The organism is Pseudomonas yamanorum (assembly GCF_013386765.1).
Taxonomy (GTDB): domain Bacteria; phylum Pseudomonadota; class Gammaproteobacteria; order Pseudomonadales; family Pseudomonadaceae; genus Aquipseudomonas; species Aquipseudomonas yamanorum_A.
This window is the reverse complement of the sequence record NZ_JACARE010000010.1, coordinates 306,476-323,502: the sequence shown is the minus strand read 5'-3', so window position 1 is coordinate 323,502 and position 17,027 is coordinate 306,476. Positions and strand designations below refer to the sequence as shown.

General features: G+C 62.3%; 16 protein-coding genes and 2 pseudogenes. 8 read left to right on the top strand and 10 right to left on the bottom strand.

Going from position 1 to position 17,027, the window contains the following annotated elements; all coding sequences use genetic code 11:
* Window positions 1–27: 27 nt before the first annotated feature.
* Window positions 28–768, bottom strand: a complete 741-nt coding sequence (locus tag HX875_RS07525; RefSeq protein ID WP_177042677.1) for an SDR family oxidoreductase — start codon at window positions 766–768, stop codon at window positions 28–30.
* A 234-nt stretch (window positions 769–1,002) separates the two neighbouring features.
* Between HX875_RS07525 and HX875_RS07520 the strand changes: the two genes are divergently transcribed.
* Window positions 1,003–1,764 (top strand): FadR/GntR family transcriptional regulator, encoded by a 762-nt coding sequence (locus HX875_RS07520; RefSeq protein WP_076016736.1) that lies wholly within the window; start codon window positions 1,003–1,005, stop codon window positions 1,762–1,764.
* On the top strand, window positions 1,761–2,744 hold the full coding sequence (locus tag HX875_RS07515; protein ID WP_177042676.1) for a diaminopimelate epimerase: 984 nt from the start codon (window positions 1,761–1,763) through the stop codon (window positions 2,742–2,744). Before HX875_RS07520 ends, HX875_RS07515 begins: the two co-directional genes overlap by 4 nt.
* Here the strand turns inward: HX875_RS07515 and codA are convergent.
* From codA to HX875_RS07480, 7 genes are all read right to left on the bottom strand, one after another.
* On the bottom strand, window positions 2,739–3,974 hold the full coding sequence (codA, locus tag HX875_RS07510) for a cytosine deaminase (protein WP_177042675.1): 1,236 nt from the start codon (window positions 3,972–3,974) through the stop codon (window positions 2,739–2,741). The two genes, HX875_RS07515 and codA, sit on opposite strands and share 6 nt — an antisense overlap.
* A gap of 27 nt (window positions 3,975–4,001) precedes the next feature.
* Window positions 4,002–5,219 (bottom strand): PucR family transcriptional regulator, encoded by a 1,218-nt coding sequence (locus HX875_RS07505; RefSeq protein WP_177042674.1) that lies wholly within the window; start codon window positions 5,217–5,219, stop codon window positions 4,002–4,004.
* Window positions 5,216–6,484 (bottom strand): cytosine permease, encoded by a 1,269-nt coding sequence (gene codB, locus HX875_RS07500; RefSeq protein WP_177042673.1) that lies wholly within the window; start codon window positions 6,482–6,484, stop codon window positions 5,216–5,218. The genes HX875_RS07505 and codB overlap by 4 nt, the downstream gene beginning before the upstream one ends.
* Window positions 6,485–6,686: 202 nt before the next feature.
* Entirely contained in the window at window positions 6,687–7,310 is a 624-nt protein-coding gene (locus HX875_RS07495; RefSeq protein WP_177042672.1) for an NUDIX hydrolase, read from the bottom strand.
* Between the two features lie 10 nt (window positions 7,311–7,320).
* Complete coding sequence (locus HX875_RS07490) at window positions 7,321–7,773, bottom strand: GNAT family N-acetyltransferase (RefSeq protein ID WP_177042671.1); 453 nt, start codon at window positions 7,771–7,773, stop codon at window positions 7,321–7,323.
* Between the two features lie 91 nt (window positions 7,774–7,864).
* Window positions 7,865–8,221 carry a 6-carboxytetrahydropterin synthase QueD gene (queD, locus tag HX875_RS07485; RefSeq protein ID WP_003237990.1) on the bottom strand — a complete coding sequence of 119 codons (357 nt, stop codon included), beginning with the start codon at window positions 8,219–8,221 and terminating at the stop codon, window positions 7,865–7,867.
* A 179-nt stretch (window positions 8,222–8,400) separates the two neighbouring features.
* Window positions 8,401–9,480 carry a patatin-like phospholipase family protein gene (locus HX875_RS07480; RefSeq protein WP_177042670.1) on the bottom strand — a complete coding sequence of 360 codons (1,080 nt, stop codon included), beginning with the start codon at window positions 9,478–9,480 and terminating at the stop codon, window positions 8,401–8,403.
* Window positions 9,481–9,639: 159 nt separating this feature from the next.
* On the opposite strand from HX875_RS07480, the gene HX875_RS07475 reads away from it, so the two are divergent.
* Genes HX875_RS07475 through HX875_RS07460 form a run of 4 tightly spaced genes read left to right on the top strand, consistent with a single transcriptional unit; the run spans window position 9,640 to window position 12,252 of the window.
* The gene (locus tag HX875_RS07475; protein WP_177042669.1) at window positions 9,640–9,948 is read left to right on the top strand and encodes a PepSY domain-containing protein; all 309 of its coding nucleotides are present in this window, start codon (window positions 9,640–9,642) and stop codon (window positions 9,946–9,948) included.
* A complete protein-coding gene (locus tag HX875_RS07470; protein ID WP_010172783.1) occupies window positions 9,948–10,271 on the top strand; it encodes a PepSY domain-containing protein in 324 nt (107 codons plus the stop codon). The genes HX875_RS07475 and HX875_RS07470 overlap by 1 nt, the downstream gene beginning before the upstream one ends.
* Window positions 10,271–10,939, top strand: a complete 669-nt coding sequence (locus HX875_RS07465; RefSeq protein ID WP_177042668.1) for a response regulator transcription factor — start codon at window positions 10,271–10,273, stop codon at window positions 10,937–10,939. Before HX875_RS07470 ends, HX875_RS07465 begins: the two co-directional genes overlap by 1 nt.
* The gene (locus tag HX875_RS07460) at window positions 10,936–12,252 is read left to right on the top strand and encodes a sensor histidine kinase (protein WP_177042667.1); all 1,317 of its coding nucleotides are present in this window, start codon (window positions 10,936–10,938) and stop codon (window positions 12,250–12,252) included. The genes HX875_RS07465 and HX875_RS07460 overlap by 4 nt, the downstream gene beginning before the upstream one ends.
* 136 nt (window positions 12,253–12,388) lie before the next feature.
* Here HX875_RS07460 and HX875_RS33095 read toward each other — a convergent pair whose 3' ends face one another.
* Window positions 12,389–13,144, bottom strand: a complete 756-nt coding sequence (locus HX875_RS33095) for a methyl-accepting chemotaxis protein (RefSeq protein WP_371321474.1) — start codon at window positions 13,142–13,144, stop codon at window positions 12,389–12,391.
* A gap of 102 nt (window positions 13,145–13,246) precedes the next feature.
* Window positions 13,247–13,393, bottom strand: a pseudogene (locus HX875_RS33090) (HAMP domain-containing protein); the annotation flags it as partial.
* Between the two features lie 1,391 nt (window positions 13,394–14,784).
* Between HX875_RS33090 and HX875_RS07450 the strand changes: the two are divergent.
* Window positions 14,785–16,104 (top strand): Na+/H+ antiporter family protein, encoded by a 1,320-nt coding sequence (locus HX875_RS07450; protein WP_169389406.1) that lies wholly within the window; start codon window positions 14,785–14,787, stop codon window positions 16,102–16,104.
* A gap of 69 nt (window positions 16,105–16,173) precedes the next feature.
* A pseudogene (locus tag HX875_RS33085) lies at window positions 16,174–16,995 on the top strand (cache domain-containing protein); the annotation flags it as partial.
* Window positions 16,996–17,027 lie beyond the last annotated feature (32 nt).

The following is a 17,027-nucleotide window of genomic DNA, read 5'->3' as shown; positions in this document are numbered from 1 at the left end:
TAATCCTCTTGATTCGCAAGTGGGCGGTCAGTTGCTCCAGCCGCCGTCAATGACTTGGGTGGTGCCAGTGGTAAACGCGCTGGCGTCGGAGCCAAGGTACAGCGCCAACTGGGCGATTTCCTGGGGTGTGCCCAGGCGGCCCATCGGCTGGCGCGCAGTGAAGGCGGCGTACACCTCGTCCTGTTGGCGGCCTTCACGGCTGGCTTGTTCGATGATGCGTTGCTGCAGCGACGGCGACTCCACCGTGCCCGGGCAGATGGCGTTGCAGCGAATGCGTTGGGTGACAAAATCGGCCGCGACGGATTTGGTCAGGCCGATGACCGCAGCCTTGCTGGCGCAGTAGGCAAAGCGGTTGGGCACGCCCTTGAGGCTGGAGGCCACCGACGACATGTTGATGATCGAGCCACCGCCCGCCGCCAGCATTCCCGGCAGAAACGCGCGGATCATGCGGTACATGGCGGTGACGTTCAGGTCCAGGGCAAAGGTCCAGTCGCTTTCCGGGCACTCGAGTATGTTGCCGGCGTGCACTACGCCTGCGCAGTTGAACAGCACATCGAGAGGGCCGATCTCGGCAGCGAGGCGCTGGATGGCGCTGGCGTCGGTGACATCCAGTACCACCGTTTGCGCACCCGGCAGGTTGGCGAGCGCTTGTTGATTGATGTCGGCTGCAATCACTTCCGCGCCAGCCGCCAGGTAGGCTTCGACGCTGGCGCGGCCAATGCCCTGGGCGGCGGCGGTGATCAGCACGCGTTTACCGGTGAGGTCCATGACAGACTCCCTTGATTGTTATTATTGGCTCAATGGTCAGGCCATTAAGGGCGTAAAACGCCTGCATCTGCGGCATAGCGAACCTGTGAGGGTTTGCTATGATCAGCACACTGGAAACGATCCAATGGTCAGGCCATTGATCCAATTTTTAGCATGGGTCTTCTCGGTCAACAAGCGGCTTTTTCGCGGGTTGATCATCTGGACCGTGCCATGCATGAATCGAGCTGAGCCTAGATGCCATTTCAAGTAATTGATAACCAACGTCTTTATCGACAGATTGCCGACCAGTTGCGGGCGTTGATCGACAGCGGAGAATTTCCACCGGGCAGTCGCCTGCCGGCTGAGCGGGAGCTGGCCAAACTGTTGGGGGTGAGTCGCGCCTCCGTGCGTGAGGCGATGATTGCCCTGGAGGTGATCGGCCTGGTGGACGTGCGGGTGGGCAACGGCGTGCTGGTGTGCGAACCCGTGCAACCGAAAGTCAGCCAGGAACCGGTGATGGCTCAGGCCACCCGGGATCAATGGAAGGAGTTCGATCCGGAGCTCAACCTGCACGTCGACTTCAATGCCGAGATTCCACCGTTTTCGTTGCTCCAGGCCCGTCGCCTGATTGAGCCGGAAGCGGCTGCTTTGGCGGCCAAACATGCCACCGACGAAGAGCTGGCGGGTATTCGCGAGGCGTTCGAGCGCAACGTGCAGGACAACCGCGAAGGCTCCCATACCCATCCGGGCGACCGGCTGTTTCACATCCGTATTGCCCAGGCCTCGGGCAATCCGGCGTATGCGCTGATGATTGCGCACTTGCTGGGGCATCGTTACGGCAGCATGTTCCAGCGGTTGCAGGCGCATTACACCTCGGATGACATGCCGCATCGCTCGGAAGACGAGCATCGCAAGATCCTCGACGCCCTGGAACAGCGGGACGTGGAAGGTGCGCGACAGGCCATGCGCAAGCACCTCGAAGAGGTGGTGCGGATTTTCATGCGGACGGCGCAATGACCGTGTTCTATGACGCTCGCGGCAATATTTACGGCGTGGCGACCCCGGCACTGTTGCGCAGCAAAGGCATCGACGTGCCGGATGACGCCGCCTTGGCCGCGGGCACCCGCGATGCTTGGGCGTTGGCGGCGGTTGCCGCCGAATGCGAGTGGGGTTCTTTGCCACGCCCGGCTGGGGCCAAAGAGCATCGCTGCGACGGCTTGTTGGTGGGGCCGTTTCAGGCCGCACCGCCCTTCGACCTGTTGATCGTCAACACCGACGGTTCCCTGGCCGAGCGCAGTGGCAATGGGCTGACGATTTTTGCCCAGTCGTTGACCGACCAAGGGTTGATGACGCAGGGCTGTGACCTGCGGGTGCATCACGACAAGGCGGATGCAGTGTCACCGGTGATCACACAGGTTGAGCCTGCGCAGTACGAACAGGTCCAGGGCTTTTGGCTGGCGTTGGGGCGTCCCGGGTTCGGGCCTTCGGCGGTGGGGGCGGTTGGGGTGGGTGTGGTCTCGCTTGAGGGGACCGAGGTGAGCCATGTCTCACCACTGTCTGCACTGAACACTGCGTGGAATCACAGCCAGTTTGTGCGAGTGGGCAATCCTCATTGTGTGACGCTGGTGCAGGATGCATCGGCGTTGCCGGACAATGCGCAGATGCTCCAGCCAGGGTTGTTCGATTCGCTGAGGGCAATCGCTTTTGCGCCGCCTGCCGGGGCGGGTCAGCCCTGTATTTCCGGGGTCAACCTGCAATGGGGCGCCCGGGATTCCGGCAACCGTGTCATCGCCCGGGTGTTTGAGCGCGGCGAGGGGCCAACGGCGTCCTCCGGGACCAGCGCGAGTGCCGTGGCTTGCGCCGCCTGGTCTGTAGGATGGGTGACGGCGGGTGAGGTGGCGGTGGTGATGCCCGGCGGTACGGCACCGGTGCGCTTGCAGGCTGACGCGGGGGAGTTGCTGAGCGTCAGCCTGTTCGGAACGGCGCGGCGTTTATAAAAACTCCACCTGCGCCGGCCGGCGTTTCATCAACACTTTGCCCGCGCGAATCGAATACAACGGCAAGCCCTGGCTGCGAATCACTTCATAGTCGCTGTCCGCCGACAGGATCAACAGGTTCGCCGGGCGTCCCGGTTCCAGGCCATAACGATCTCCCAGGGCCATGGCCTTGGCGCTGTTGTCGGTGACCAGGTCCAGGGCGCTTTGCAGGTTGCGATAGCCGAGCATGTGGCAGATATGCAAGCCGGCTTCCAGCACCCGCAGGATGTTGCCGTTACCCAGGGGATACCAGGGATCGACGATGGAGTCCTGGCCGAAGCAGACGTTCATGCCGGCTTCCAGCAGTTCGTTGACCCGGGTCACGCCTCGGCGTTTCGGGAAGGTGTCGAAGCGGCCCTGCAAGTGAATGCTTTCGGTGGGGCAGGAGACAAAGCTGATGCCAGAGTGGCCCAGCAGGCGGAAGAGCTTGGCGCAGTAGGCGTTGTCGTAAGAGCCCATGGCCGTGGTGTGGCTGGCGGTCACGCGGGCGCCCATGTCGCGGCTGCGGGCTTCTTCGGCCAGCACTTCGAGAAAGCGCGAATGAGGGTCGTCGGTTTCGTCGCAGTGCACGTCCACCAGGCAACCGGTGCGCTCGGCCAGGTCCATCAGGAACTTCACCGAACTCACCCCTTGGTCGCGGGTGTATTCAAAGTGCGGGATGCCGCCGATCACGTCGGCGCCCAAGCGGATAGCTTCTTCCATCAGCTCGCGGCCATTGCGGTAGGACTCGATGCCTTCCTGGGGGAACGCGACGATTTGCAGGTCGATGAGGTGGGTGCTTTCCTCGCGCACTTCAAGCATCGCCTTGAGCGCGGTGAGGTCCGGGTCGGTGACGTCGACATGGGTGCGCACATGCTGGATGCCATGGGCGGCCAGGGTCTGGATGGTTTTCCTGGCGCGGGTCTTGGTGTCTTCCAGGGTGATGGTGGCCTTGCGTTCGCCCCAGCACTCGATGCCTTCAAACAATGTGCCGCTCATGTTCCAGCGGGGTTCGCCGGCGGTCAGGGTGGCGTCGAGGTGGATGTGCGGTTCGACGAAGGGTGGCACCACCAGGTTGCCGGCGGCGTCCAGGTCGTCGGGGCCTGCGATGGGCGCCGCGCCTTGTTGGGTGATGCTGGCGATCCGGCCGTGTTCCAGGTGCAGATCATGCAGGCCTTCACGGTTGCGCAGGCGGGCGTTGATGATGTGCATGGGCAAGTTCCTCTTGGCAAAAAACAGTCAGGCAGACAGCCGCCAGATCATCAGCGCGATGCCGATGTCCAGGCGGTCATAAGAATTGTCCAGCGTCAGCCCGCACAGGGCTTCGATGCGCTGGACGCGGTGCGTCAGGGTGTTGCGGTGAACCGCCAGCCGCTGGGCGGCGGCCACAAGGTTACCATTCTCGTGGAACCAGGCCTCCAGGGTTGGCATCAGGCTTGGGCCATGGTGCAGGTCGTGGCGCAACAGCGGCCCCAGGCGTTCGTTGAGAAACTGGTCGAGCACGGCGCGATCACGTACGCCGCTGAGCAACTTGAGTACCCCCAGCTCATCGTAGACACACAACCCGGCGCGCTCACTGAACCGCCGCGCCGCCGCCAACGCCTGGCGCGCTTCGTCCAGGGCCTGGGCCAGGCGAGCGGGCGGGTGCGCGGCGGCACTCAGGCCGATAAACAGTTTCAGCGGCGCCAGGCGCAGGTTCAGCGCTTTCAACCAGCCCGCCAACAACTGACGGTTGGCCAATGCCTCGCCTGCGTCGGCCGCAGGCAACAGCATTGTCCATTGCCCGGCACGCCCCTGCACGGGCAAACGCGACGGATGCTGCGCGGAAAACTGGCGCAGACGACGGGTAATGGCATCGTGCTGACGGGCCAGCTGTGCTTCGACCACCGGCGCCTCGCCTTGGGCAAACAGTGCATCGCTGCCGTCCAGCTGCAACTGGACGAGCTGCCAATGCCCGGCCAACGGCATGCCCAATTGCGCGGCGCGGTGCAGCAGCAAATCCAGGGATTGATAGTCACCGGCCAGCAGGCGTTCCAATACATCGTGCCGCGAGCGCCCCAACTGTTGCGACTGGATCAACGCCGAACCGATGGCCTGGGTCACCAGCACCATCTTCAACGAGTACGGCTGCTCGATCAGCGGCATGCCCGCGTCTTGCGCGGCTTCCAGCAAGCGCTGCGGGATCGCCTGGATATAGTCCGCTCCCGTGAGAATCACCAGCCCGGCGACCTGGCGCTGACAGGCCTCGTCCAGCAACACCAGCAGGTTGGCCTCATCCCGGGGGTGATTGATACCGGTGATGAACACCAGTTCGCCCCCCAGCACCCATTCGGCGATGCCGCTGTTTTCCGCCACATAGGGCCAGCGCACCGCGTTCTCCAGGCCGGCTTCCCCGGCCCGCAGGCACATCGACTCCAGCCCGGGCAAGGCCAGCACATCGGCGATGGTCAGGCTCATGCCTGGGCGTCAGCCAACGGTGCCCGCACGCGCAGGACGCTGGTCAGCACGATGTAGGTCAGCGACGCCGCCACAATCCCCACCAGCGGAGCGACCCACGGCGAATGAAAGGCCAGTACCGTGCCCACGGCATAGGCGATCAGCCCGGGCCAGTTGAATGCCGGCAGGCGCGTCTCGGCCAGGCGCGGGTAGTGGCCGCGGTAGCGATAGAAAAAGTCCGCCATGATCACCCCGCCGATCGGCGGAATCACCGTGCCCAGCAGGATCAGGTAGGGCACCAGCATGTCGTACATGCCCAGCAGCGCCAGCAGGGTGCCGATCACCGCGCCGGCCAGGGTCACGGTTTTGCGGCGTTTGGTGCGCAGCAGGTTGCAGCCGGCGACGGCGAAGTTGTAGATGGTGTTGTCTTGGGTGCTCCAGATATTCAGGAGCAGCATGGCCATGGCGGCCATGGCAAAACCTTGCAGCAGCAACACTTCGACCACGTCCGGTTGCTGGTAGACGATGGCGCCATAGGCACCAATCAGCACCATCAAGCCATTGCCGATAAAGAAGCCGATCAGGCTGGCCAGCACCGCGACCTTGGCCGAGCGCGAGAACCGCGTCCAGTTGGTGGCCTGGGTCGCGCCGCTGACGAAGGTGCCGAACACCAGCGTGATGGCGGTGGACAGATCCAGCTCGCCGGTCGGCACTACTGCCAACAGCCCATCCAGACCGCCGACCTTGACGGTGGCCACCCACATCGACAGAAACAGCAAAATGCCCATGGCCGGTACGGCGATGTAGGACAGGATCTCCAGCCCGCGATACCCCACGTAGGCCGTCGCGCAGAACACCATGCCGAACAGCACCATCAGCCCGAGCACGCTGCCCTGGCTCAATTCGAAATATTTGCCCAGCACCACGGCCGCCGTGGCGGTGCCCCAGGCGTACCAGCCGATCTGGGTGAAACCGAGGATCAAGTCGCTCAGCTTGCTGCCCACTTCGCCAAAGCAGAAGCGCCCCATCAGTACCGAATTCAAACCGCTCTTGAACGCGATGTAACCCAGCCCTGCGGCGTAGATACCCAACAACAGGTTACCCAGGGCCACGACGCCGAGCATTTGGGTGAAGCTGAAGGCCACTCCCAATTTGCCGCCGGCGAACATGGTCGCGGTAAAAAAGGTAAAGCCCAGCAGCACCATGGCGGTGGAGGCCAGGCCTTTGCGGGCATGCATGGGCACCTCGCTGAGAGGGTAGTCATTGCCCGGTTCGTTCTGCGTCATGTGCCTTTCTCCCTGAATGAGTGACGCAGGCCTATTGCACCCGGCGTGCCAACTGCAACGCAGTGACGTGCGCACGGTCAGCGCTGTGCACGTTGCACAGTATTTATAGCCAAACAGGGAGAACACGCGGGAGGGATTGGTCTTTCTGCCCAGTCAGGCGCGAAAGCGGTGCAAGGGTGATACAAATTGGATCACCCGTTTTTCAATCGAACAGGGTGTGGGTGGTCTCCCCTCGATGAAACGCAAACGCGGCCTCAAGGTCGCTTTCAATGGTGCGGCCACGGGAGAGCGGCGGCAGGGCATCGAGCCTGAAGAAGCCGACTTCCGTGGTTTCGAAACCGGCAGCCGGCGCCACTTGATCAACCCGCTCGCACAGAAAATAGAGTTTGTAGAAGTCCCGGATATCGGGCCGGTACAAACCTTTGGCCTTATGGGTGACGCTGTACAGCGCCCGAGCGGTAACTGTCAGCCCGGCCTCTTCGCGGATTTCCTTGATGATGTTTTCAGCGGCCGACAAACCAATATCCGCATAGCCTCCGGGCAACGCCCAGCAACCATCCGTCAACTCACGCACCAACAGGATCCGGTCACCGTCAATCACCGCACCCCGTACATCAATCATCGGCGTCGAATAGCGCTTGGCAAAGTCCGGCACCAGCCCGGTGATGCGCTCCAGCGGCACTTCGCCCAACTGCGCGAGCATGCTGTGGGCGATCTGGGCGATTTCCTCGAGGCGCTCGCGCTCGAAGTCATCGGTGCAGAAATGCAGCCCCGTGGAGGCCAATGCTTGCAAGCGCTTGGCCTGGGCCAGCCAGGTGTTTTCCATGGGAATTCCTTCAGCGAGAGGCAGTGAGGTCTTTTTGCAGGTAAACCCGACGCAGGCCGTTTTCCTCGGCGCGGTGGGTTTCCACATAGCCCTTGCGGGTGTACAGCGCGAGGTTTTCGGTCATTGCCTCATTGGTGTAGAGGCGCACGAAACCCTGGTGGGCTTGCTGTTCCGTGAACTCCAGCAGCAGGCGCCCGTAACCCAACCCCTGGGCGCCGGGGTCGACGGCCAGGTTATCCAGCAGCAGGTACTCGTCCTCATGGATCAGTACGACAAAGCCGTGCACCCGGCCGGAGCTCTCCAGCACATGTACGCGTCCAGCAGCGACCTGTTGGCGATAATCATCCAGCATCGGCCCTGGCTTGCGCCCGATGCGTTCGATGTAAGGGGAGTAGGCGGCGTGGACGATGGTCTCGATGGTGGCGACATCGTCAACGGTAGCAGGGCGGATAAGGGATGGCATCGCAGCGCTTCCTTTACAAGAGGCCACGACTGTAAGGGAGTCACCGGCATAAAAAAACCACCGCAAGGGTGGTTTTTTCTACATCACCAGCTCATTCGCCGCGATAAATGCAGCCACTGGTGCAGGTCTCATGGATGCGAATCGCGCTGAGTTCCGGCAACAACGGTTTCAATTCAGTCCAGATCCATTTGGCCAGCACTTCGCTGGTCGGGTTCTCAAGGCCCGGGATGTCATTGAGGTAGTTGTGGTCGAGGCGTTCGTAGAGCGGCTTGAAAATCGCCTTGATCTCCGAGAAGTCACGGATCCAGCCGGTATGCGGGTCGAGGTCGCCGCTGAGGTGGATTGCCACCTTGAACGAATGGCCATGCAGGCGCCCGCACTTGTGGCCTTCGGGCACGTGGGGCAGGCGGTGGGCGGATTCGAATGTAAATTCCTTGAAGATTTCCACAGTATTTTTCAGCTCGGTCAGGTGTCTGGCAGGCGGCGAGTTTAACAGTTTGTTGCCACCGCGCGCGCACCCTACGTAGCAGCTGTCGAGCTTTAGCGAGGCTGCGTTTACGGTTTGCCTGGTAAACCGAGGTGCTGCCGACGCAGCCTCGCTTAAGCTCGACAGCTGCTACGGGGGGATCAGAGAGCCAGCAGGCGTTCGCCCAATTGGCCGTTGTCGGCCAGTTGCAGGAATTCATCCCCCAGCCGCTGGCTTTCGCTCATCGCGGTTTGCCAGTACTTGTTGCGTCCCGGGTCATCACCCATGAAACGCTTGAAGTCACTGCGGTCCGGCAGTTTGCCGTGGGGCAGGCGGGCCAGGTATTCCTTCGACGGTGCCAGCAGCAATACATCCTGCAGGCCCTGTTGATTGGCGCGGCGCCACGGCAAGCCCTTGTCGAACCAGCCGGGAATGACCCGGTCGGTGAAGTGCGGGTACAGCACGATGTCTTCGCCGTGGTAGGGCAGGTCGAGGTGATAGTCCAGCAGGCCGCCGTCGCGGTAGGTGCCTGCGCCAGCACCCGGCAGGTCACGCACGCCTTGCATCACCATGGGGATCGAGCCGGACGCCAGCAACGCCTGGCGCAGGTTGCCCAGTTCCAGATTGAGGAAGCGCGACGGGAAATCCTTGAGCGCATGCAGCGGTGGCGCCTGGCGCGGGTCGTGGACGATCAGCCGTTCGAAGTGCCGTGACAGCCGAGCGCGGCCCCGCAGGTTGTCGGCGATCACCGAGGACAGGCCCAAGCCGAGGCGACCGCGATGATCGTCGGCGAGCAGGCCGTGGCTTTTGACCACCATGATGTTCAGCCGATAGTTCGGGTTGTCGAGCACCCGGGCATCACGACCGGCCAGCAGGTCATCGAGCATACGCACGCAACTCTGGCTGACTTCGGCCATGGTCACGCCTTTGGCAAAACTTTGTTCGTTGTACAGGCGGCCCAGGTCGAGCAAACCTTGCACCGGGTCGGGCAGGCACGCGCTGGCAAACCGCCAGGAGCCTATAGAGGCGCCGATCAGTGCGCGTTCGCGTGGCGCGCGGGGCAGCCAGTCACCGAACAGCGCCAGGTCCAGGCCCTGGATGCCCAGGGCCTTGGGGCCGCCAGCAGCACCGGGCAGGATGCCGACATCCGCAGGCGCCAGCCCCTGTTCGCGAATGCGTGCAAAGGCGCGTTTGCCGGCCTTGAGGGTCAAGGCGGGGAACTTCATATGGATAGCAGTCATACCGATCTCATCGACAGCGAGCAGGGCAGTATAGAAAATCCTGCGCGGTTGCAGGCAATGGTGTTGCGTAGAATTGCCATGGTGGCAATTCAGTTTCAGTTAAGTTGGATCCAGTACGGTGAGCCCCGTAGGCAAAATATCCTGAAACGGAGACTCACCATGAAAACCCTCACAGCCGTGATCGCCGGCAGTATCATCGCCCTCACTGCGGGCCTCGCCCAGGCCCGAGACCTGGGGCCGGACGAGGCACTGAAATTGCGCGACGCTGGTACCATTGTGTCTTTCGAGAAGCTCAACGCCATTGCACTCGCCAAACATCCCGGCGCCACCGTGCATGAAACCGAGCTTGAAGAGGAATACGGCAAGTACCTGTATCAGGTTGAACTGCGCGACGCCCAGGGCGTTGAGTGGGACCTGGAATTGGACGCCGTCACCGGGGCCGTCCTCAAGGATCATCAGGATACGTAATGAAGGTAAATCTACGCACCAGCGTTCAAGTGGCGCTGGTGCTCCTGGCATTTTGCTCAAGCCTGGCCGCTCGGGACCTGGGCCAGGACGAAGCGCTGCGCCTGCGCCAGAAGGGTGTGATCGCGCCGCTCGAGCATCTGCTTGGCCCGGCTTTCGAGCGCTACCCGGGCGCCAAGTTGCTCGACGCCGAGCTTGAGGAGCACAAGGATCGTCCTGTGCGCTATATCTATGAAATCGAACTGCTGACAGTGGAAGGCGTAGTACGCGAGATCGAACTCGACGCCAACACCGGCCAACTGCTCAAAGACAAGGAAGACGACTGATGCGCCTGCTTCTGGTGGAAGACCACGTACCCCTGGCCGATGAGCTGATGGCCGGGCTCAATCGCCAGGGCTATGCCGTGGACTGGCTGGCGGACGGGCGCGATGCGGTGTATCAGGGGCGCAGCGAACCCTACGACTTGATCATTCTTGATCTCGGCCTGCCGGGTTTGCCCGGGCTTGAGGTGCTGACGCAATGGCGCGCCGCCGGCTTGGCCACGCCGGTGCTGATCCTCACTGCCCGCGACTCCTGGGCCGAGCGCATCGAAGGGCTCAAGGCCGGAGCCGACGATTACCTGAGCAAACCCTTCCACCCCGAAGAACTGCACCTGCGTATCCAGGCCTTGCTGCGCCGTTCCCATGGCCAGGCCAATCAGCCCACCTTGCAGGCCGCCGGTTTGCACCTGGATGAGGGCCGCCAGTGCGTGATGCGTGACGGCGAGGAGATCCAACTGACTGCCGCCGAGTTTCGGCTGCTGCGTTACTTCATGCTGCACCCCGAGCAAATCCTTTCCAAAAGCCACCTGGCCGAACACCTGTACGACGGCGAGACCGAGCGTGATTCCAATGTGCTGGAAGTGCACGTCAATCACCTGCGCCGCAAGCTGGGCCGCAGCGTGATCGAGACCCGGCGCGGCCAGGGTTACCGGTTTGGCGCTGGCCCTGCATGAAGTCGATCCAGCGGCGCCTGAGCCTGGGGCTGATCAGTGTGATGGTGATCGTCGGCCTGGTGCTGGCGCAGACCAGTTTGTGGCTGTTCGAAGTGGGCCTGCAACGCTACCTGGAATCGGGCCTGCGCAATGACAGCGAGAACCTGCTGGTGGCGCTGGTGCGCGGGCCCACGGGTGTGCAACTGGATGAGCAGCGGCTGTCTCCGGCTTATCAGCGCCCGTTTTCCGGGCACTATTTCCGTATCGATTTTGGTGACACCCACTGGCGTTCCCGCTCGTTATGGGACCAGGAGCTGCCGCAACTGCCCCAGGCCGGGCTCAAGGGCAACCTGCAACTGGGCCCGGAAGGCCAGCAACTGCTGGTGCTGCGTTCGGACTACAAGCGCTTCGGCCAATCGATTTCCATCAGCGTGGCCCAGGACTACACCCCGGTCAGGGAAAGCTTTCGCCTGATGCGCCAGATTGGCCTGGTAATCGGGCTGGCGGCGCTGTTGCTGATCCTGATCCTGCAACGGGTCACCGTGCGCCGCGCGTTACGCCCGCTGGAGACCGCGCGCAACCAGATCGCGCAACTGCAACAAGGCCAGCGCTCGCAACTGGATACCCAGGTGCCGGTGGAACTGGAGCCGCTGGTGGCACAGATCAACCATTTGCTGGCCCACACCGAAGACAGCCTCAAACGCTCGCGCAACGCCCTGGGCAACCTCGGCCATGCCCTGAAAACCCCGTTGGCGGTGTTGCTGAGCGTGGCCTCCAGCGAGCAGCTCAAGGACCATCCGCAACTGAGCAAGCTGCTGCGCGAACAGTTGGAGCAGGTGCAGCAACGGCTTAACCGCGAACTCAATCGTGCGCGGTTGGCCGGCGAGACCCTGCCGGGTGCCTTGTTCGACTGCGATGGTGAATTGCCGGGGCTGTTAGCGACCTTGAACATGATCCATGGCGAACATCTGGATTTGAGTTACCGCGTGCGCCCCGGTTTGCAACTGCCGTGGGACCGCGAGGACTTGCTGGAACTGTTGGGCAACCTGCTGGACAACGCCTGCAAATGGGCGGATGCCGAGATTGTGTTGAGCATCAGCGAAACCCCGGAAGGCTTTCGGCTGATGGTCGAGGATGACGGGCCGGGGATTCCCGAGAGTCAGCGCGACCAGGTGTTCAGCCGGGGCACCCGGCTGGATGAGCAGACTGACGGCCATGGCCTGGGGTTGGGGATCGTGCGGGATATTGTCGAGGTGTGGGGCGGGGTGCTGCTGTTGCAGGAAAGCGAGCTGGGCGGGCTGAAGGTGGTTATCGACCTGCCACGCCGCCAGTGAAAACCGACGTAGCAGCTGTCGAGCCTTGGCGAGGCTGCGTCGGCGGCATACCTGACACACCGCTAACGCAGCCTCGCCGAGGCTCGACAGCTGCTACGGGATACTCGGGCTTATTGCCAGAGAATCTCGCAGCTCATCAAACCCTGAACTGATCCATCAAACCCTGCTGCTGATTCGCCAGGCTATTCAACGCCTGGCTGACCCGCGCCGATTCATTCGCCTGCTCGGACAGCGACTCGGTCACATCCCGAATCGTCGCCACGTTATTGTTGATCTCCTCGGCCACCGCGCTTTGCTCTTCGGCGGCGCTGGCGATTTGCAGGTTCATGTCGCTGATCACCGTCACCGCATCGCCGATCTGGCGCAACGCGGTCACGGCCTGGCCTACATGCTCGACGCTGCCTTGGGCCTGACGATGGCTGTTGCTCATGGAGCCCACCACATCCTGGGTGCCACTTTGCAGTTGCTCGATCACCAGGCGGGTTTCTTCCACCGATTCCTGGGTACGTCGTGCCAGGTTGCGCACTTCGTCGGCGACCACTGCAAAACCACGACCGGCCTCACCGGCGCGGGCCGCTTCGATGGCGGCGTTGAGTGCCAGCAGGTTGGTCTGCTCGGCGATCGCGCGAATCACTTCCAGTACCGAACCGATCTTCTCGCTGTTGGCGGCCAGGCCTTCAACCTGGGTCATTGCCGTGCTCATGTCAGCGGCCAGATGACCGATGCTGGTGGTGGTGCGGTCGATCACCGTCAAGCCTTCGCGGGTGGCCCGGTCGGCATCGCGGGCGGCCTGGGCGGCCTGGGCTGCATTGCGGGCGACGTCCTGGGCGGTGGCGCTCATCTCGTGGGAGGCGGTGGCTACCTGGTCGACCTGGCGGTATTGCTGCTCCATGCCGGCGCTGGTTTCGGTGGCAATCGCGGCTGACTGGTCGGCGGTGCCCCGGGCGTCCTGCACCGAACGTTTGACCTGGGCAATGATCGGCTGCAGCTTGTCGAGGAAGCGGTTGAACCAGCCGGCCAACTCACCGAGTTCATCGTGCTTGTCGTAGGCCAGGCGGCGGGTCAGGTCGCCTTCGCCACTGGCAATGTCTTCCAGCATGCGCGCCACGCCGAGGATCGGCCGCGTCACGCTGCGGGCCATCAGCCACACCAGCAACAGGCCGACGATGGCGGCCAACAGGCCCAGGCTCAGTTCCAGCAGGGTGCCCTTGGCGTTGTCGGCGTCGAGCTTGACCTTCAGGGCTTCAGCCGGGGCGACCAGGACTTTTTCCGGCACATCCAGCAACACGCCCCACGGTTTGCCATCGGGAATCGGCAGGAACGGCGCCAGTACCTTGAGTTGATGGTCGGTGCGCACACTGCGGGTCTGGGTGCTGCTGGCCAGGGCGCTGATCAGTTGCGCGCCATTGGAGGTGTCGACGGTGTCCAGGCGCTGGCTGAGTTTGCCGGCGTCCGGGCTGTAGCCGGCCAGCAGGCCCACCGGGCTGATGATGCTGACGCTGGTCTGGCCGTTGTAGAGTTTCTGGCTGACGCTCTGGCTGACCGCTTGCAGGCTGTTGAGGTTGATGTCCACCGACAGCGACGCGATGACTTTGCCATTGACCATCAGCGGGAACACGATGCTGGTCATCAGCACCTTTTGCCCGTCGATGACATAGAAGTACGGCTCGATCACGCAGGGTTTGAGGGTGGTGCGCGGGCAGGTGAACCACGCGTTGGCTTTTTCGCCGCTGGGTCCGATGCTGGTGTCGGACATGTCGCTTTCGGGCAGCGACATTGAGGTCAGTTTGCCCGCGGTCGGCTGGGACCAGTACAGCGCAAAGCGGCCTTTGTCGTTGCTGCCCAGCTCCTTTTGATTGGCGAACAGTTCGTCCTTGCCGTCCAGTGCGTTGGCTTCAAATACCAGGGACAGGCCCAGCAAGTCCGGGTTGGCTTGCAACGCGGCCTTGACCTGGCGAGTCAGGTCTTCGCGTAGATCGAACGCATCCAGGAAGCGTTTTTCTGCCTGTTCCCGCAGGAACAGCACCTGCCGGGAAAAACCGTGGCCGTATTGATAGGCGTCCATGAACTGCTGGCGAATGCCCAAGGCCTGGACTTCACCCTGGGCTTCGATGCGCGCCTGGGCAGCTTCGTCGAGCATTTCCATGCTGGAGGCCTTCACCAGATCGGAACTCTGCGCCATGCGGTACAGCGACAGACCTACCAGCAAGGTCACGATGCCCAACAGGCAGAGACCGGCCAGCAGGGTAATTTTCCATTGAATGGACAGCTGTCTGAGCGACATGGAGCCTTCCTTAACCTTTCGATACGACAGAGACGATCTGCCTGTATCGGCCGCTTGAAAGTTTTCTTTATTCAAACGTTCAATTTAAAGCTGTTTGCGACGTCGTGCTTTGACATGCCCGCCTGCCTGCTGCAAAGTGCGCGCCCTCTAATAAAACTCCTTTAACACCTGATTTGCGGCAGCCGTCCCCGACAGCAGCCCGGGCAGGTGCGTGCTTTTTTTATGTTTTCTGTCTTGAGGTAACGATGATTAATGCAGTAATCGCCGCGGTCGGCACCATGCTGGTGCTCAGCCTGTCCCGCGTGCATGTGGTAATCGCGATCATTGTCGGCGCCCTGGTGGGTGGCCTGACCGGCGGCCTGGGCATCGACGCAACGCTCAAGGCGTTCAACAGTGGGCTGGGTGGCGGTGCGACGGTGGCATTGTCCTACGCGCTGCTCGGTGCTTTCGCGGTGGCGATTGCCAAGTCTGGCCTGGCCCATGCGTTGGCCGACAAGGCCCTGCTGCTGGTGGACCGTCAGGAAGCCACCGGCGGCAGTCACGTCAAGTGGTTGCTGATCGGCTTGCTCTGGGTGGTGGCCATCGCCTCGCAGAACATCCTGCCGATCCACATCGCGTTTATCCCGCTGCTGGTACCGCCGCTTTTATATGTGCTGACCAAGCTGCAATTGGACCGCCGGCTGATCGCCTGCGTGATGACCTTCGGCCTGATCACGCCCTATATGTTTCTGCCGGTGGGCTTCGGCAATATCTTCCTGAATCAGATCCTGCTGGCCAACGTGGCCAAGAGCGGTGTCGACATCAGCCAGGTCAACGTCACCCATGCCATGGGCCTCCCGGCGCTGGGCATGGTGGTCGGCCTGCTGGTGGCGGTGTTTATCAGCTACCGCAAGAAGCGCGTGTACGACCTGGAGAAAATCGAGCGGGTCGAGCAGGTGGCGGTGCAATACAACCCGCTGACCCTGCTGGTGGCCGGCCTGGCAATTGCGGCGGCGTTCATTATCCAGCTGTGGCTGGACTCGATGATCATCGGCGCCCTGGCGGGGTTCCTGATTTTTTCGGTGTCGGGCATCGTGCGCTGGCGTGACACCGATGACCTGTTCACCGAAGGCATGAAGATGATGGCGATGATCGGCTTCATCATGATCGCCTCGTCGGGCTTTGCCGAAGTGCTCAAGGCCACCGGCGAAGTGCAGACTCTGGTGCAAGCCTCGGCGGCGTTTATCGGCCATAGCCGCGGTGTGGGCGCGCTGCTGATGCTGCTGGTGGGCTTGCTGGTGACCATGGGCATTGGCTCGTCGTTTTCCACGGTGCCGATCCTGGCGGCGATCTTTGTGCCGCTGTGCGTGCAACTGGGCTTCAGCCCGCTGGCCATCGTGTGCATCGTTGGCACGGCCGGGGCACTGGGGGATGCCGGCTCGCCCGCGTCGGACTCGACCCTGGGCCCGACCTCGGGGTTGAACATCGACGGCCAGCATCACCATATCTGGGACACCGTGGTCCCGACCTTCCTGCATTACAACATTCCGCTGCTGGCGTTTGGCTGGTTTGCTGCGATGACGCTCTGAGGGATTGTCCTACAGATTTATTGTAACTAGCCGTTAACCTCTTAAGTTGTCCCTTAAGAGAGAAGAGCCATGCGTCTGAGTCTAAAGGCCAAAGTACTGTCCCTTGCTGTCCTGCCCGTGTTGTTGTTTGCCGTGATCATCAGCCTGACCACGGTGTGGATCCTTCAGGAGCAGGCCCGCAAGGAAGTCGAAGAAACCCGTCAGAACCTGCTCAACGACGCCAAGACCACCTTGCGCGGCTACGTCGAGGTGGCCATGACCACCATCCAGCCGCTGTACGACGCTGCCGCCCAGGGCGACACGACGGTGCGGGCGCAGGTGGTCAAGCTGCTGTCCAACACCAGTTACGGCAAGGACGGCTACTTCTTCGGCTACGACTCCGAGACCATTCGCCTGTTCAAGGGCAACAGCCCGGACGGCGTGGGCAAAAGCTTCAAGGACAACCGCGACCCGAACGGCGTCTACGTCAACCGTGACCTGGTGAAAGTCGGCAAGGACGGCACCCACTACCTGCAATACAGCTCGACCCAGCCCGGCCAGACCGAACTGGTGCCCAAGCTTGGCTACACCGAATACCTGCCCAAGTGGGACATGGTGATCGGTACGTCGGTGAACCTGGACGGCATCGACGCCCAGGTCGCCGAGGTTCAGGCCAAGGTGGAAAAGCGCATGGAAGGCGTGGTGCTGAGCATCATCGGGATTGCCGTGGTGGTGCTGTTGGTGATCGCCGCCGTGGGCATGCTGGTGGCCAACACCATCCTGCGGCCGTTGCACCTGATGAAGATCAACCTCGACGACATCGCCGCCGGTGAAGGTGACCTGACTCGCCGCCTGGCCATCACCAGCCAGGATGAACTGGGGGAACTGGCCGGCTCGTTCAACCGCTTTGTCGACAAGATCCACGGCCTGGTGCGGCAGATCAC

What these genes read in the sequence shown, in the direction of transcription:
- HX875_RS07490 (WP_177042671.1), bottom strand. Translation starts at nt 7,773, where the DNA reads ATGCCATCCCTTATCCGCCCTGCTACCGTTGACGATGTCGCCACCATC.
- HX875_RS07515 (WP_177042676.1), top strand. Translation starts at nt 1,761, where the DNA reads ATGACCGTGTTCTATGACGCTCGCGGCAATATTTACGGCGTGGCGACC.
- HX875_RS33095 (WP_371321474.1), bottom strand. Translation starts at nt 13,144, where the DNA reads ATGGAGCAGCAATACCGCCAGGTCGACCAGGTAGCCACCGCCTCCCAC.
- HX875_RS07495 (WP_177042672.1), bottom strand. Translation starts at nt 7,310, where the DNA reads ATGGAAAACACCTGGCTGGCCCAGGCCAAGCGCTTGCAAGCATTGGCC.
- HX875_RS07470 (WP_010172783.1), top strand. Translation starts at nt 9,948, where the DNA reads ATGAAGGTAAATCTACGCACCAGCGTTCAAGTGGCGCTGGTGCTCCTG.
- HX875_RS07505 (WP_177042674.1), bottom strand. Translation starts at nt 5,219, where the DNA reads ATGAGCCTGACCATCGCCGATGTGCTGGCCTTGCCCGGGCTGGAGTCG.
- HX875_RS07520 (WP_076016736.1), top strand. Translation starts at nt 1,003, where the DNA reads ATGCCATTTCAAGTAATTGATAACCAACGTCTTTATCGACAGATTGCC.
- codB (WP_177042673.1), bottom strand. Translation starts at nt 6,484, where the DNA reads ATGACGCAGAACGAACCGGGCAATGACTACCCTCTCAGCGAGGTGCCC.
- HX875_RS07465 (WP_177042668.1), top strand. Translation starts at nt 10,271, where the DNA reads ATGCGCCTGCTTCTGGTGGAAGACCACGTACCCCTGGCCGATGAGCTG.
- HX875_RS07480 (WP_177042670.1), bottom strand. Translation starts at nt 9,480, where the DNA reads ATGACTGCTATCCATATGAAGTTCCCCGCCTTGACCCTCAAGGCCGGC.
- HX875_RS07525 (WP_177042677.1), bottom strand. Translation starts at nt 768, where the DNA reads ATGGACCTCACCGGTAAACGCGTGCTGATCACCGCCGCCGCCCAGGGC.
- codA (WP_177042675.1), bottom strand. Translation starts at nt 3,974, where the DNA reads ATGCACATCATCAACGCCCGCCTGCGCAACCGTGAAGGCCTGCATGAT.
- HX875_RS07460 (WP_177042667.1), top strand. Translation starts at nt 10,936, where the DNA reads ATGAAGTCGATCCAGCGGCGCCTGAGCCTGGGGCTGATCAGTGTGATG.
- HX875_RS07475 (WP_177042669.1), top strand. Translation starts at nt 9,640, where the DNA reads ATGAAAACCCTCACAGCCGTGATCGCCGGCAGTATCATCGCCCTCACT.